The organism is Bordetella muralis, assembly GCF_965139205.1.
Lineage (GTDB): Bacteria > Pseudomonadota > Gammaproteobacteria > Burkholderiales > Burkholderiaceae_B > Bordetella_A > Bordetella_A muralis.
This window is the reverse complement of record NZ_CBCSIU010000002.1, coordinates 290441-305476: the sequence shown is the minus strand read 5'-3', so window position 1 is coordinate 305476 and position 15036 is coordinate 290441. Positions and strand designations below refer to the sequence as shown.

14 protein-coding genes and 1 pseudogene are annotated in these 15036 nt (G+C 60.8%); 3 read left to right on the top strand and 12 right to left on the bottom strand.

Going from position 1 to position 15036, the window contains the following annotated elements; all coding sequences use genetic code 11:
• Positions 1 to 14 precede the first annotated feature (14 nt).
• Together ACNA0I_RS05840 and ACNA0I_RS05835 are read left to right on the top strand one after the other, a co-directional pair.
• Positions 15 to 749, top strand: coding sequence for a lytic transglycosylase domain-containing protein (locus ACNA0I_RS05840; protein ID WP_415805126.1), 735 nt, complete (start codon positions 15 to 17; stop codon positions 747 to 749).
• Between the two features lie 73 nt (positions 750 to 822).
• Positions 823 to 978: pseudogene (locus ACNA0I_RS05835) on the top strand (helix-turn-helix domain-containing protein); the annotation flags it as partial.
• Positions 979 to 1017: 39 nt separating this feature from the next.
• Here the strand turns inward: ACNA0I_RS05835 and ACNA0I_RS05830 are convergent.
• The 12 genes from ACNA0I_RS05830 to ACNA0I_RS05775 all read right to left on the bottom strand — a co-directional run bounded on the left by ACNA0I_RS05830 (position 1018) and on the right by ACNA0I_RS05775 (position 13564).
• Complete coding sequence (locus tag ACNA0I_RS05830) at positions 1018 to 1686, bottom strand: helix-turn-helix domain-containing protein (RefSeq protein WP_415805125.1); 669 nt, start codon at positions 1684 to 1686, stop codon at positions 1018 to 1020.
• An 82-nt stretch (positions 1687 to 1768) separates the two neighbouring features.
• Positions 1769 to 2716: an N-carbamoyl-D-amino-acid hydrolase gene (locus ACNA0I_RS05825; RefSeq protein ID WP_415805124.1), complete on the bottom strand. Its 948-nt coding sequence runs from the start codon at positions 2714 to 2716 to the stop codon at positions 1769 to 1771.
• A gap of 2 nt (positions 2717 to 2718) precedes the next feature.
• Complete coding sequence (locus tag ACNA0I_RS05820) at positions 2719 to 4170, bottom strand: N-acyl-D-amino-acid deacylase family protein (protein WP_415805123.1); 1452 nt, start codon at positions 4168 to 4170, stop codon at positions 2719 to 2721.
• Between the two features lie 93 nt (positions 4171 to 4263).
• A complete protein-coding gene (locus ACNA0I_RS05815; protein ID WP_415805122.1) occupies positions 4264 to 5238 on the bottom strand; it encodes an ABC transporter ATP-binding protein in 975 nt (324 codons plus the stop codon).
• Between the two features lie 23 nt (positions 5239 to 5261).
• Positions 5262 to 6290, bottom strand: a complete 1029-nt coding sequence (locus ACNA0I_RS05810) for an ABC transporter ATP-binding protein (protein ID WP_415805121.1) — start codon at positions 6288 to 6290, stop codon at positions 5262 to 5264.
• Between the two features lie 8 nt (positions 6291 to 6298).
• Positions 6299 to 7177 (bottom strand): ABC transporter permease, encoded by an 879-nt coding sequence (locus ACNA0I_RS05805; RefSeq protein WP_415805120.1) that lies wholly within the window; start codon positions 7175 to 7177, stop codon positions 6299 to 6301.
• Positions 7178 to 7190: 13 nt separating this feature from the next.
• On the bottom strand, positions 7191 to 8126 hold the full coding sequence (locus ACNA0I_RS05800) for an ABC transporter permease (RefSeq protein ID WP_415805119.1): 936 nt from the start codon (positions 8124 to 8126) through the stop codon (positions 7191 to 7193).
• A gap of 79 nt (positions 8127 to 8205) precedes the next feature.
• The gene (locus ACNA0I_RS05795; protein WP_415805118.1) at positions 8206 to 9804 is read right to left on the bottom strand and encodes an ABC transporter substrate-binding protein; all 1599 of its coding nucleotides are present in this window, start codon (positions 9802 to 9804) and stop codon (positions 8206 to 8208) included.
• A gap of 112 nt (positions 9805 to 9916) precedes the next feature.
• Positions 9917 to 11362: a M81 family metallopeptidase gene (locus ACNA0I_RS05790; protein ID WP_415805117.1), complete on the bottom strand. Its 1446-nt coding sequence runs from the start codon at positions 11360 to 11362 to the stop codon at positions 9917 to 9919.
• 15 nt (positions 11363 to 11377) lie between these two features.
• Positions 11378 to 11746 (bottom strand): RidA family protein, encoded by a 369-nt coding sequence (locus ACNA0I_RS05785; protein ID WP_415805116.1) that lies wholly within the window; start codon positions 11744 to 11746, stop codon positions 11378 to 11380.
• Positions 11747 to 11768: 22 nt separating this feature from the next.
• Positions 11769 to 12905: an NAD(P)/FAD-dependent oxidoreductase gene (locus ACNA0I_RS05780; RefSeq protein WP_415805115.1), complete on the bottom strand. Its 1137-nt coding sequence runs from the start codon at positions 12903 to 12905 to the stop codon at positions 11769 to 11771.
• Between the two features lie 491 nt (positions 12906 to 13396).
• Entirely contained in the window at positions 13397 to 13564 is a 168-nt protein-coding gene (locus ACNA0I_RS05775) for a hypothetical protein (RefSeq protein ID WP_415805114.1), read from the bottom strand.
• Between the two features lie 221 nt (positions 13565 to 13785).
• Between ACNA0I_RS05775 and ACNA0I_RS05770 the strand changes: the two genes are divergently transcribed.
• Positions 13786 to 14988, top strand: a complete 1203-nt coding sequence (locus ACNA0I_RS05770) for an aminotransferase-like domain-containing protein (RefSeq protein WP_415805113.1) — start codon at positions 13786 to 13788, stop codon at positions 14986 to 14988.
• Positions 14989 to 15036: the final 48 nt, after the last annotated feature.

The following is a 15036-nucleotide window of genomic DNA, read 5'->3' as shown; positions in this document are numbered from 1 at the left end:
CCGGGGAGGGCACATTGAAAAGGAAATCATGGCGCAATACCGCCAGGCTTTTCCTCGCCAGCTTGATCTTGCTGGTATTGCCGCCGACGACATGGGCCCAAACAGGGAAAGTCAAGGCGAAAACAAAAACGGCCAACAAGCACCGTGCATCCGCACCGCCTGCCATGCAGATCATCGAAAACGGCATTGTCGTTGCCGAGATCAACCTGCATGGCGGTGAGCTGGTGTTGTCATATCCGGCGTCCACAGTGGCCCAAACCACTAAAGCCGCTAAAACCACTAAAACAGCGCGTCGGCAACCCCCATCGCAAGCGATCCACGACCCGGTCCAGCTCTACGATCCCGTGATCCGAGAGGCCGCATGGCGTTACGGTATGGACCCCGATTTGCTGCACGCGGTGATCAAAGTGGAGTCCAATTACAACCCACACGCGGTGTCGCCTAAAGGCGCTACGGGTTTGATGCAGATCATGCCTGCCACGGGTGTGGAGCTGGGTTTCGCCAATCCGCGCCGGGATTTATTGATTCCGGCCAACAACATCGACGCGGGAGCCCGATATCTGGCATGGCTGAAAGATCAGTTCGACGGCGACCTGAGTCTGGCGCTAGCGGCCTACAACGCCGGCATAGGGGCCGTGACGCGGAACCAGGCGCTGTCCAATTATCCCGAGACGAGCAAGTACGTCAGGTCTGTCTTGGACCTGTACCGTCAGGCTGAGCTGACTGCCTTGCTACGCGCACGCTATTAAAAAGTGAGGTGATAGGGCCACGCCGCTTCGCTGAAGTCCTTGCTGTCGTTTTCAGATAGTGGGTAGCAAGTAGCTTCGCCTCATCGTTGCCTTGCGTCAGTTGGCTGCCGGAACGAGCGTGCAGCAGGTTGCAGGGAATCTCGGCTACGACTCGGTCACGGCTTTTATTACGATGTTCAAGAAGGCTCTGGGGCAGCCCCCGGCGCAGTACTTTTCGACGTTACGGTAAAAGCAGGGGCGCGAGGTTAGGTTTGCGCGCAGCAGGCCGTCAAGCCGATTCAACGCGTTTTCTCCAGCGAATACCCTCGCGTTCGCGCGCTGCAGCCGGAATATCGTCGATATCGGTGCACACGGCCAGCACGTGGGCGGGCTTGCTGCTCATGCTTAGGTAGATGTGGCCCATCTGGCTGTCGAAGTACGCAGATTCGAATCGGCTAAGCATCACGCTTTCGCCATTTTCGAACTGGATCCGCACTTTGCCGCTAAGCACGATCACGAATTCCTGGCCCGCGTGCCGCACGTAGTCTTCGAATTCGCTGCGTTCGCGCGATTCGATGATGGCCAGCATGGGCGTCATTTTCTTGTGGGGGTATTCGCCTAGCAGCAAGCGGTAGTGATAGTTTTCAGTTACGTAGTCCAGCGCGTCGTAGACCGAGCTTTTGACGAAGGTAGGCGTTTCCATGACCGGCGCGGCGTCGTCGCGTCGGAACAAACGCGTCATGTCGATTTCCAGGGCACGCGCCACGGCTGCGAATTTTTCGTACGATAGCGCGATCTGGCCCAGTTCGGCTTTGGACAGCGTGGACACCGCGATCCCGGACGCTGCCGACAAGGCCTGCAGCGTCATTTTCCGAACCTTGCGCTCGGCGCGCAGGCGAGCCCCCATTTCTTCTTTGCCTAGGATATCGGGCGTGGCAGGTTTCGGAACTGGGGCCATGGTGTGATCGGGATCAGGATGAGGCCGGCGGCGCAAGATGCACCGCCGGAGCTGCTGGCGATTGTAAGGCCTGTACGATTGCCTAGGGTCTGGCCAAAGGAGCACCCGCGCCGGTGCGTTCCAGGATCAGGCCATAGTGCTCGGGCCGGCGGTGCGCAGCGAAATTGAAGATATTCGCCCGGTAGTATTCGCAGACCGACAGATCGCAGACAAAGTTGATGACCTCGTCGTCTTCCGAGAATGTGCGTACCATCACCTCGCCTGTGGGCGCCACGATGGCCGAGCCACCTATCATTGGGCTGCCTTCTTCCACGCCGGCCTTGGCCGCCGATGCAATCCAGCAGGCGTTCTGGTAAGCGGCCGATTGCAGAGACAGCAGGTGGTGGTGCATGCGCAGATGGATCGGTTCATTCCATTGCACATAGCCCGAGGGAGTGTTGTAGCCGTTCATGACCACGTCCACGCCCTGCAGGCCCATGACACGGAACGTCTCTGGCCATCGGCGGTCGTTGCAGATGCACATGCCGATCTTTGCGTCGGGGGTTTCCCATACCGGAAAACCCAGGTCTCCAACTGCGAAGTACTTCTTTTCCAGATGCTGTAGCGCTGCGCCCGATACGGTGGCGGCGTCGCCTGGGATATGGATCTTGCGGTATTTGCCCAGGATGGTGCCGTCGCGGCCTACCAGGATGCTGGTGTTGAACTGTCTGTCGCCGTCCAGTTCCGCATAGCCCAAGTAAAAGCCTACGCTCAGTTCGCGGGCAGCGTCGAACAATGGGCGAGTTTCCGGTCCGGGCATCTCGGTTTCGAAAAACGCACGGATTTCGGCCGAGTCGTCCATGTCCCATCGCGGAAAGAACGTGGTCAGCGCCAGTTCGGGGAACGTGACCCAGGCGGCGCCGCGGCTGGCGGCGTCTTTCAGCAGTTCCAGCAGGCGCAGGACCACTTGCTTGCGGCTGTCGGCCCGTTGCACTGGGCCTAGTTGCGCAACCGCCAGGTGCAGTTTTCGTGCGGTTGAGGAGGTGACCATGATCAAACGGTCCTTTCCAGCACGTGGCCGGGGTGATTGCCTGTGTGTTCCTGGCCGGCCCACACGGCCTGGCCATTCACGAATACGTGTTCGATACCGGCGGCGCGTTCGGTGGGGTGTTCGAAGTTGGCTACGTCGGCAATACTATCGGCGTCGAACACCACCAGGTCCGCATAGGCACCGGGCAGGATTTGTCCGCGTCCGGCCAGACCGAACTTCGCGGCGGTCAGACCCGTCATTTTCCAGACTGCGGTTTCCAGCGGAAACAGTCCCAGGTCACGGGAATAATGTCCTAGGACACGGGGAAACGTGCCCCACAAGCGAGGATGCGGGCGTTCGTCGTGCGGCAGGCCGTCGGATCCGATCATGGTGGGCGGGAACGCCAGGATCCGCTGTACATCGGGCTCGTCCATCATGTAGTAGACGGCTCCAGCCGGCGAGATCTCGTCGATCACGTCAGCTTTGGATTTCCCGCGTTCAGTGGCGATGTCGCCCAGGTCGCGCCCGGCCAGTTCCGGAAAGGGCTTACACCAGGTGATCGTGGTGCGGCTGGCCAGCACGCCCAAGTCTTTTTTCAGCATGCTGGACCCAGCGACATACGGGTAGGCGTCCAGTGAAATCGGTTGGCGCGCCATCGCGGCTTCGATAATAGCCAGTGTTTCGGGCGAACGGCCAAAGTTTTGCCGACCCATGACCTTGTGGTGCGAGATCACCACGGGCACGTCCAATTCGCGGCCTATCCGGAAGGTTTCTTCCAGGGCGTCGACGATGCGGTCGCCTTCGTCGCGCATGTGCGTGGCGTAGACGCCTTGGTAGGTCGTCAGCGGACGGCAGACCTCGATCAATTCTTCGGTCGTGGCGTGGGCTGCGGGCGGATAGAACGTGCCGGTGGAAATACCGATCGCGCCGGCACTCATTGCTTCTTCGGCCAACGCCTGCATCGCGTCGATCTCGGCCGCAGTGGCATTGCGGTCCAGCGCCGGCATGATCGCAGCGCGCAGCGTGGAGTGGCCCACCATGCAGGCGGCATTGACCGACGCAGGGGTGTCGCGCAGCGCGCCCAGGTAATCGGCAAACGTGGTGAATCTATAGGACCCGCCCACGTCCAGCAGGTCTAGCGGGGGTGGGGGAGTGGCGTGTTTCAGCGGCGCCAGGCTGATACCGCAGTTACCGGTGATCACGGTGGTCACACCTTGGGATACCTTGGCCGTCATGTCGCGACGTGCCAACAGGTAGTTGTCGTCGTGCGTGTGCGAATCGATGAATCCGGGCGCCACGATCTTGCCAGTGGCGTCGACGCGTTTGACGGCTGCCTGGTTAGACAGATCCGCGATGGCGACGATGCGATCGCCGCGTACGCCTATGTCGGCAACGCGGCGCGGACCGTTGGTACCGTCGATGACAGTACCGCCGGCCAGGATAAGGTCATAGGGAAGGTCGTTCGGATCAGGCATGGCTAACTCCAGGAACAAGCGGGTCTATGAAGCAGACGATGGGTGCGACGGAAAACCCAGGCGTTGACGCCCTGGGTCGAAAGTCGCGGTGACCTAGGCAAAATGACAGGCGACCTCGTGGCCGTCCGACAGTTGGCGCGGCGCTGGCGTTTCTTGCGCGCAGCGTTCCTGCGCCATAGGGCAGCGCGTGCGGAACGCACAGCCGGATGGCGGCGACAGCGGGCTGGGAATTTCGCCCTTCAGGATCTGCACGGGTCCGCGTTCTCCAGCCCTGGCTGACGGCACCGACGCCAACAGCGCGCGAGTGTAGGGATGCGCGGGGTTCTTGAACAGCACGTCGCGGCTGGCTGTTTCCACAATCTTGCCCAGGTACATGACGGCCACGCGGTGGCTGATGTGCCGCACCACGCTCAGGTCATGCGAAATAAACACATAGGTCAAGCCCAGGTCGCGCTGCAGGTCCATCAGCAGGTTGATCACCTGCGCCTGCACGGAAACATCTAGCGCGGACACCGGTTCATCGCAGACGATCAGCGTGGGGTCCAGCGCCAGCGCGCGGGCGATCACGATACGCTGGCGCTGACCGCCCGAGAATTCATGCGGATATTTGTCGGCCGCGTCGGATCGCAGACTGACGCGCGCCAGCAGCGCCGCCACGCGTTCGCGAATATCGGCGCGGCTATACCCAAAATTGCGCAGGGGTTCGCCCACGATGTCGCGCACCCGCATGCGTGGATTCATCGACGAAAACGGATCCTGGAATATGAATTGCATGCGTTTGCGCATGGCGCGCAATTCGTTGCTGTTCATGTGTGCCAGATCCTTGCCTTCCAGCAGGATGCGGCCCTCGGTCGGGTCGCTCAGCCGGATCAGGCATTTGCCGGTGGTGGATTTGCCGCAGCCGGATTCTCCGACCAGGCTTAGCGTTTCACCACGAGCGACCTTCAATGAGATGCCGTCGACGGCCCGCAGCGTGCGGTTGCCGTCGCGGCCAGCGACTTGGTAATGTTTTTTCAGATTGATCACGTCCAGCAACGGCGAGACGGCGGGCAAGATAGGCGTGTCCATGGGAATGTCCAGTTGCTGTGGTCTCAGGCGGGCAGGGGAGCGGCGGCTTTCGCCGGCACCGGGGCGCTGCAGACACGAGCCCAGCACCACGACCGGTGCCGGTCTCCCGCATCCACGGCGGACGGTTCGTCGGTGGTGCAGCGGGCTTGCGCTTCGGGACATCGCTCGGCGAACGCGCAACCTTGCGATTGCGGCGTGATCACGGGCACGATGCCAGGCAGTTCCTGCAGCCGAGCCGTATGATCCTGGCCGTCGACGAACGCGGGCAGGGAGCGGATCAGCGCCCGCGTGTATGGATGCTGTGGACGGTCCAGCACGTCGTCGACGCTGCCTTCTTCGACCTTGCGGCCCGCGTACATGACGATGACCCGCTGGCACATTTGTGCGACCACGCCCAGGTCGTGCGTGATCAATACGATGGCCGTGCCCAGTCGTCGCTGGATGTCGCGCAGCAAATGCAGGATCTGGGCCTGGATGGTTACGTCCAGCGCCGTCGTGGGTTCATCGGCTATCAGCACGCGGGGCTCGCACGCCAACGCCATGGCGATCATTGCGCGCTGGCGCATGCCCCCCGATAACTGGAACGGGTATTCGCGCACGCGGCGCGCCGGGTCCGAGATCTGCACCAGTTCCAGCAGCGATTCGGCCTGGGCATAGGCCTGGCGCTTGGACTTGCCTTGGTGCAGCATGATGGATTCCGCGATCTGCTTGCCCACGGTGAACACCGGGTTCAGCGACGTCATGGGTTCCTGGAATATCATCGAAATGCGGTTGCCGCGCAACTCGCGCATGCTTTTTTCCGGCAAGGCCAGCAGATCCGTGCCTTCGAATTCAATCTGGCCGCCGGCAATGCGACCTGGCGCGCGCAACAACCGCATGATGGAAAGCGACGTCACGCTTTTGCCACAGCCCGATTCGCCGACCAGGCCCAGCGTTTCGCCGGGCCGCAAATCGAACGACAGGCCATTGACGGCGACGACCGTGGTGTCGTCGCCATCGAAACAGGTGCGCAGGTCGCGCACGCGCAGTACCGGTTGAGTCGTGTCGGTCATGGCAGTTCCTAGAGTTTCTTGGCTAGACGTGGGTCCAGCATGTCGCGCAGGCCATCGCCCACCAGGTTGATCGCCAACACCGTCATGCCCAGGAACAGGCCCGGATACAGAATGATGTGAAACGCAATGGCCACGAAATTGCGGCCTTCGGCCATGATGTTGCCCCAGCTGGGAATCTGCGGTGGTATGCCTACGCCCAGAAAGCTGAGCACGGCTTCCGTCAAAATGGCCGAAGCGGCAATGAACGTGGCCTGCACCATCAGCGGCGCGAACAGATTCGGCAAGATGTGGCGCAGCAGGATGGCCGGCACACGGGTGCCCACCGACACCGCGGCCTCGATATAGGGTTGTTCGCGTATGGTCAATACCAGCGCGCGCACCAGGCGCACCACGCGCGGTACCTCGGGCACGATGATGGCGATCATCACGGTGCCCAGGCCGCCTTTCAGCGTGGCCATCAACGCAATAGCCAGCAACACCCCGGGAATGGCCATCAGGCCGTCCATGATGCGCATGATGAAAGCGTCAATACGCCGAAAATAGCCAGCCATCATGCCAAGCAAGGTGCCCAGCACGGTGGACGCAACGGCGACTGCAATCCCTACGACCAGCGACACGCGCGTGCCCCAGATGGTGCGGGCATACACATCGCGGCCCAACGCGTCGGTGCCGAAGAAATGATCCGCGGACGGCGGTTTCATACGGGCGGCGGGGTTGATGTCCAGCGGATCTACGCTGGTCAACAGCGGTGCGAACAGCGCGATCAGCGCCAGCAGGATCAGCACCAGCCCGCCCAAGTACAAAATACGATGTCGGCGTACTGAGCGCCACATACGGACACGGGGGGGTCTGGCGGCTGGCTTCAGCGGTAAGGATGCGGTCGTCATGATCGTCCGGTCTTCAATAGCGGATACGGGGATCGAACAGGCGGTAGCTCAGGTCGACCAGTAGATTGATCAATACGTAGATGCCGGACGCCACGAGCAGCACGCCCTGGATGACGGGGTAGTCGTGGCGCAGGACGGAATCGATCGTTAAGCGGCCCAGGCCCGGAATGGCGAACACTGTTTCGGTGACGACGACGCCACCGATCAACAGGGCCACGCCGACACCTATGGTGGTCACGATGGGGTTGGCGGCGTTCTTGAGCGCATGCCAGACAATGGGCATGGTGGCCAGCCCCTTGGCGCGCGCGGTGCGTATGTAGTCTTCGGACAGGGCTTCCAACATGGTGGCGCGAGTCATGCGGGTCAGCAGCGCCATGTACACCAGCCCCAGCGACAGGCAGGGCAGGACCAGGTGCCGGAAATACAGCAGCAGGCCGTCCGCCATGGGCCGATAGCCCTGCACGGGCAGCCAGCGTAGTTTGATGGAAAAGCCATAGACCAGGCTGTAGCCGATCAGGAACACTGGTACCGAAAATGAACAGACCGACAGCACCATGGCGAACCGGTCTATCCAGCGACCGGCGTTCCAGGCGGCCAGTACACCCAGCGGAATCGCCAACGCGACTGCAAACAGCATGGTAAACAACGCGATCGACAGCGTAGGCCCCATGCGTTGGGCGATCAGGGTCGACACCGGCATCTGAGTGGAGATCGACGTCCCCAGGTCGCCGGTAGCAATGTTGGCCACCCAGATACCGAATTGCTGTAGCAAGGGTTTATCCAGGCCCAGGTTCTGGCGAATCTTGGCCACGTCTTCGGCGGTGGCGTTGTCACCTGCGATGACCGCGGCAGGGTCGCCGGGCGATAGGTGAATAAGCAGAAACACCACGACCGCGACCACAGCCATGACGGGAATGACAGCCGCGATGCGGCGCAAGATGAATTTCACGTGATTCTCCGCGCGCACGCCCTGACGGTCGTGAGACCGCTGACGGCGCACGCGTAGGCAAGGCTGGAGCTCGGGGGCGTCAAGGCTTTTGCAGGTTCCACATCACTGTGACGCCCGTCTTGAACAGTTCTGTGTGCGACAGACCACGCGTCGCCGAGATGGGCTTGAAATCGCCCCAAGGCACGTACGGCGCTGCCTGGAACGCACGTTCCTGGATCCTGGCGACCAGCTCCTTGCGCTTGGCCGCATCGGGTTCCTGGGTCCATTGGGTGCGCAATTCGTCCAATTGCTTATCGCAGGGCCAACCGGGCAGGCTGTTGCCGCAGGCCGCGGCGATCCAGGGATTGGTCAACGGCGTGCTGGCGTCGAAATAACCGCCCCAGGTCAGGAATATGTTCCAGCCTCCCTTGTCCGGTGCGTCTTTTTTCAGGCGGCGAGCGGCGACCGATGCCCAATCCATGGATTGCATGTCCACGTTCACGCCAGCTTTCTTCAGGTTCTGCGCCAGCACCATCACGGCGGGGCCGGTGACGTTGTCGGTGGGATGCAGCAACACGATTTTTTCCCCCTTGTAGCCCGCTTCCTGGAACAGTTGCTTGGCCCGGGCGATGTCCTGCTTGGCGTACGGCGCAGCGCCCGCGTCGGTGGCCAGCGGCGATCCGCAGATGAAAAGCGTGGCGCAATAGTCGACGCGGAACCCTTCCGGATAGCCGATGGCCGTGATCATTTCCTTTTGGTTGACGAGGTAGAACAAGGCCTGGCGCGCGCGCGGATCATTGAACGGCGGGAACAACGAGTTGGGCACGACCATCCCTTGCGAGGCCACCATGGGGTTGACCTTGATGTCGGGATTCGATTCCAGCACCGGGACAAAGTCGGGCTGGACTTGTTCGATCATGTCGACTTCGCCGTTCATCAGCGCTGCGGTCGCGGTGTTGCCGTCGGGAATGTAGACCCATTCGACACGATCCACGTTGACGACCTTGCCGCCAGCCAGTCCGTCGGCGGGTTCCTTGCGTGGCACGTAGTCGGGGTTCTTGACGTACACGACCTTGTTGCCGGGCACCCATTCGTCACGCTTGAACAGGAACGGACCCGAACCCACCATTTCGGTAACCGCCACGCTGGGATCGGTATCGGCCAGCCGCTTGGGCATGACGAACAAGGGCAGGCCGGACGGCTTGGACAGAGCGTCCAACACCAGGCCGAACGGCTGGGTAATGGTTAGCGTAAAAGTCGTGTCGTTATCGGCGGTCAGTTCGGCGCCAGCGCGGAACAACGCCTGGCCCATGGTGTCTTTCTTGCCCCAGCGTAGGATCGAAGCGACGCAGTCAGCCGCAGTGACCGGGGTGCCGTCGCTGAACCTCAGGCCGGGGCGCAGTGTAAAGGTCCAGGTCTTGCCGTCATCGGATTTGGTGTAAGTGTCCACCATTTCCGGCTGTGGAACGCCCTTGCTGTCTTGCGCGAACAGCGTGTCGAACACCATGTACCCGTGGTTGCGGGTGATATAGGCGGTATTGAACAGCGGATCGAGCGTTTTCAGGTCAGCGTGCGGGACCATGCGCACCGTCTTGGCGGGCGTGGCAGCGTGCGAGACGGTTGTGGTTGCGATCGTGGCCCCGGTCAGGCCGATCGCGACCAGGGCGGCGGCGCACAATTTGTTCATTTTCAACAGCATTGCAATCCCCATGATCGATGATTTGTTGAATCGTGCCGGCGATGCCCGTGATGCCGCACATGCCGGCGTGTGCTTCTTTGTGTTGCGAGTTGCGTTGCTTGTGATGCGTAGGTCAGGACGCTAGCGGCCAGATGTCGCGGCGCGCTTTGAAATAGGGCAATGATTTGTAGTCCTGGGTAATCGCACCCGGTGTTTCGACGTAGATGACTTTTTTGGCAATCTTGGAAAAAGACGCGTAGAAATGCTGCGAGCTTTTCACGACGATTAGTTTCAGCGCTGACAGGTCCAGGCCGAACTGGGTGAACAAGTCAGTGCCCATGGCTTGGTTACGCACGGTGGTGATGACCAGCGTCACGCCTTGCGTTTCGACGACGGCGACGTCGCCCAGTTGCGCGGGCGTGCCGGCCAGGCCTGTCATTTCAGCCTGGCGCGCCAACGCCACGACACGACAGGACAGGTCTAGCGGATCGCCGGATACCGGCGCGACTTTACCGCCCACGCGCAGGTTCATTTGCGCCCCGACGCCTGCTTCAAAGCACAGCGACACCGCGACGGGATCCCAGTACGGGCCGATGGCCACACCAGTCACGCCGCGCTCCAGGATGCGTTGCAGGATAAAGTTCGAATCGCTGGGTGCACCGCCGCCTGCATTATCGGCGGAATCCGCTAGCACGACAGGAAAGTCGCCGTGCGCCAACGCTTGGTCCAGGGCCGCGTCAGGCGCCGGATACACGGGCGCCAGTTCGTCGCGAAAACCGATGATTTCCTGACCCAGTTTCTCGGCCAGTTCCGCGGCCTGAGCGGCGTTATCGTCGGTATACACCAGCACTTTGCTGCCCATGTCGGGCACGTCGCCCCAGGGAAAGCCGTGCGCGATCGAGATCGACAGAATGCCGTCGTGGCCTTCCATCGCCAGCAGTTTGTCGACGAACCCACGCATGGGTTCACGACTGGTGTGCATGATCGAGATCATGTTGCAGTCGTACACGGCCAGCGTGGGCTTGATGCGTTTTTCGGCTTTGGCCACGCACAAGTCGACCAGGTCGTAGGCGCGATCCAAGATGTCGGTGTGCGGGTATTCCTTGAAACACACCACAAAGTCGGCGGATTCCGTTTTTAGCTTTGTCATGTGGCAATGGGGATCCAGTTCCACGCCAATCACGGTGTCCGGACCGACGATGGCGCGAGCGCGCGATACCAAGTCGCCTTCGCAATCGTCGTAGCCATCGGCCACCATGGCGCCATGCAGGCCGAACAATGCGATGTCGACGGGGCCGGCGTTGCGCAAGTCGTCCAGCACCTGGTCGCGCAGCGTCTCATAGGCAACCCGCGTGGTGGTGCCGGCAGGTGTGGCGCCCGCGGTCAGTCCTTCGATCAGAGTCCAGTCCCGGCCTTGCGCGCGTTGACGCGCGGCCCACAACGGTCCTGAGAACAGCTGCATGCGGTCGGGGTGTGTGCCGGCCGGATAGAAACCACGCGCTTTGTAGGCGGCCATCCCGGTGGGGATAGGCGAAAACGTGTTGGTTTCAGTAGCCAGTGACGCCGAGAAGATCTTCATGATGGGGCTCCGTGCCTAACCGAGATACGCTTGGATTTCGATTTCTACATCCACGCCCATGGCCAGTTGAGCCTGAACGGTGGACCGTGACGGGAAGTCGCCACCAAAGCGTGCGCGATAGACCTCGTTGAAGTCGGCGAACAGCGCCAGGTCCGTCAGCCAGACGGTGGCGCGCACGACGTTTTTCAGTGTTGCACCGGCCAGCGCCAGGGTTTCTTCGATGCGGTCCAGCGCGGCGGTGGTCTGTGCGCGGATGTCGCCTTTGACAACTTGGCCTTCGGCATCCATCGGGATCTGGCCCGACAAGAACAGGAAGCCGCCTGCCTGGGTAGCGCGGGAAAAGGGCAGCGGCAACGAACTGGGATAGCGGGTGATGGCAATCATGCGAAGATCTTCCTTGTCGGGTTTAACGCAAACGGTTGGGGTCGGCCAGCGCGGCGTCTACGCCGTGCTCGCGCAGTTCAGCCGGTACGGGCCGGCGCAGCAGCAGGGCGCTGGCTAGTTCCGACGTGGCGCCAGCGGTCTGGATGCCATACCCGCCCTGGGCTGCCAGCCAGAAGAAGCCGGGGGTGGCGTTGTCCCAGCCCACGGCGAAATCGCCGTCGCGCACGAACGAGCGCAGACCAGCCCAGGTGTGCTTGGGGCGGCGGATGGTCAGCGTGGTGGCTTCTTCGATGCGATAGATGCCGGTGGCGACGTCCAGCTCTTCGGGCACGACATCATGAGCGTCGACGGGGTCGGCGTTGGCTGGCGACCCCAGCAGTTGGCCGGCGTCGGGTTTGAAGTAGTAGCTTTCGTCCACGCCCACGACGGCTGGCCAGTCGGCAAACGCCATGTTTTCCGGTCCGGCAAAGGTGAATGCGGTACGGCGGCAGGGTTGCAGGCCCAGGGGTTTGGCGCCGCAGAGGGCAGCGACGTGGTCGGCCCAAGCGCCGGCGGCGTTGACGATGTGGCGGGCACGGATCTGTTCGTCGTTGGCCAACGTAAGGATCCAGATGCCGTTTTCTGGTTTGGCCCGGGTCAATTCCGCGTTGTTGGCCAGGTGGGCGCCAGCGTCGCGCATACCGCGCAGGAAACCTTGGTGCAGCGCGTGGACGTCGATGTCCCGGGCATCTGGCTCGGCGACGGCGCCGTACAAGGTTTCGGATCTGAGGCAGGGGACGCGCGCCTGGGCGTCACCGGCGCTGATCAGTTCGACGTTATCGGAGTATTGGCGATAGGCGTCGTACGTTTGCTGCAGTAGGTCTTTCTGATGGTGCGTGGCCAGGTACAGTACGCCGCGCGGGGACAGGATAGGGTGTTCGGTGAAATGTTGCGGTGGGGATTGATAAAAGGCACGGCTGGCGCGGGTTAGCGCCTGGATGTGCGGGGTGCCGTAGGTTTCCATGAACATGGCTGCCGAGCGGCCAGTCGAGTGGTAGCCCGGTTGGGACTCGCGTTCCAGTACGACTACGCTGGCGTGCGGGGCCAGGCGGTAGGCGGCGGATGCACCGGCAATGCCGGCACCGATGATAGCAAAGTCGTAGAGATGCGCGGCGGTCATGGAAGGAGGTCGGAGGCTTGGGTTTGCGAGGAGGGTGCTTTTGTTGGATTTCTCTGATTCGATAATTCTCCGATACGATAATTCTCGGAAACGAAAAAACCTAGATGGGGTTTTTACTCATAAGCGTCGTACGGTTCGCTCGAGGAGCGTCGGGCGACGCTTTCGTGAAGGTGTTAGTGCCGAACCGTAGCGGGCAGATCGTTGCCTACCTCGCGGCCGTCGGGAAAAACCATCGTGGCACTTGTTTGAAGAGGTCTTCGAGAGGGGCGTTGCCTATCTCGAATTGAGTGGGGTCGCGGTAGAACTCACGACCCGCGAAGCGGGAGGTGCAAACAGGGTCTTGCGTCGAAAATAGATGACGCAAGGGACGATCGGTAGAAACTTGGTTCGGTGTTAGGCCAGGTCAGTACGATGGGCCTAACACCAGTCAGGCTGGTTCAGCGCCGCCGTTGGCGGGCTGAAGAATGCCATTGGCGAACTGCTGTCGGAAATTAACCCGAGTGCGGGCGCTTGCCGGCGTTTTTCTTGTGGTGGGTATGCGAGCCACGCTCCAGGCTGCTACGCTGGCCGCCGCCTTGTCTCTTAAAGGTCACGCCCTTGGGAGCGGCGGGAGCGGGAGTGCGCTTGCGGTCGGCTTCCGTAACGATTTTGTTGCCCATGGAAATCTCTCTGGTTTGGTTAAAAAACGGGCTATTGTTCCACATTCACTCAGTTTTTTCTCGCGAAGCTGGAAACAGACAATTTGTTTCCCCGCCCGCCCGCAGTCAGCCCACCGTTTCACAATACAGTTATATTGAGAATTTATAGTCGCAGCAAAGACGATCTTCCGAGTTTCTGCAGAGCAAAACGTGAGCGTTTTGCCCGTGTGATAGGTAGGGGTATGATGCTGACCGACTATATTTCCGCTGGGGCGCGAACCCTGGCTCCTCCGCCAGCCTTTTTGTCGCTTGCGGCACGGCCTGATGTGATTTCCTTCGCCGGAGGCGTGCCGGATCCAACACTGTTCGCGTTCGAGAAGGTTGCTCGGGCCAGTCGTCGAATCCTTGAAGACCGATCGATGGCAACAGGTGCCCTTCAATACGGAGCTAGCGGGGGTTATGAACCGCTGAGACAATGGCTGGCGACGTTCATGACCGCTCAAGGGGCGGCCACCCCTCCCGAAAGTATTGTGATAACGAATGGCGGTCTAGAGGCGTTGGACCTCACCGCCAAAATGTTGATCAATAAAGGCGATGCTATTGCTGTAGTGTCGCCCACATTTTTCGCGGCCCTAGAGACCTTCAAGCTTTACCATCCACGGATGTTGAGTATTCCATTTGAAAACGGCATGCTGGACATGGAAGCTATGCTCCGCGCCGTCAGTCAAAGACCGAAATTCCTTTATATCAATCCTGACTTTCAAAATCCGACTGGAGTCAGCCTGTCAACTGAGCAGAGGCGGGAATTGGTCGATATCTGCGCCGAACATGGTGTGCTTATCCTAGAAGACGGCGCCTACAGCCAGTTGAGTTTCGACGGAAGCCTACAGCCCACCTTGTTGCAACTGTCCCAGGAGGCCGACGGACCGCACAAGGCGGCCGTGATATACGTGGGCACTTTCTCGAAAACAATCGCACCAGGCGCACGTGTTGGCTGGGCTTGTCTTCCTCCTGATTTGTGTCCTGCATTTGTCGGACTCAAGGCCGTCTCGAATATCAACACTAGCCAGATGAACCAGATGATTGTGCACGAATGCTTGTGTGACGGTTATGAGGATCATCTGCATAACCTGCGTATGGCCTACGCAAAACGGTGTTCGTCAATGACCAATGCGTTGGCGGAGATGATGCCTGATGGCGTCACGTGGACGAGTCCAGATGGCGGCATTTTTACCTGGTTGCGAGTACCTAGAACGGCCGGCGCAGTCACTCTGTTTGAGAGATGTGCACAAGATATCGGGGTGGCGGTGCTTCCAGGCAACCTGGCTTGCGTCGATGGCGGCAATTCCAATGCTTGCCGACTGAGTTTTGCCACTGTAGATGAGAGCCAGATCTGGGAAGGTGTCACTCGGCTGTCCAGGTTACTGGCGGTCGCGATAGGCTAAAGTGCGTGCCGGATTTTCACCCCCTCCGGATGTAGCGCAGAGCTAGTC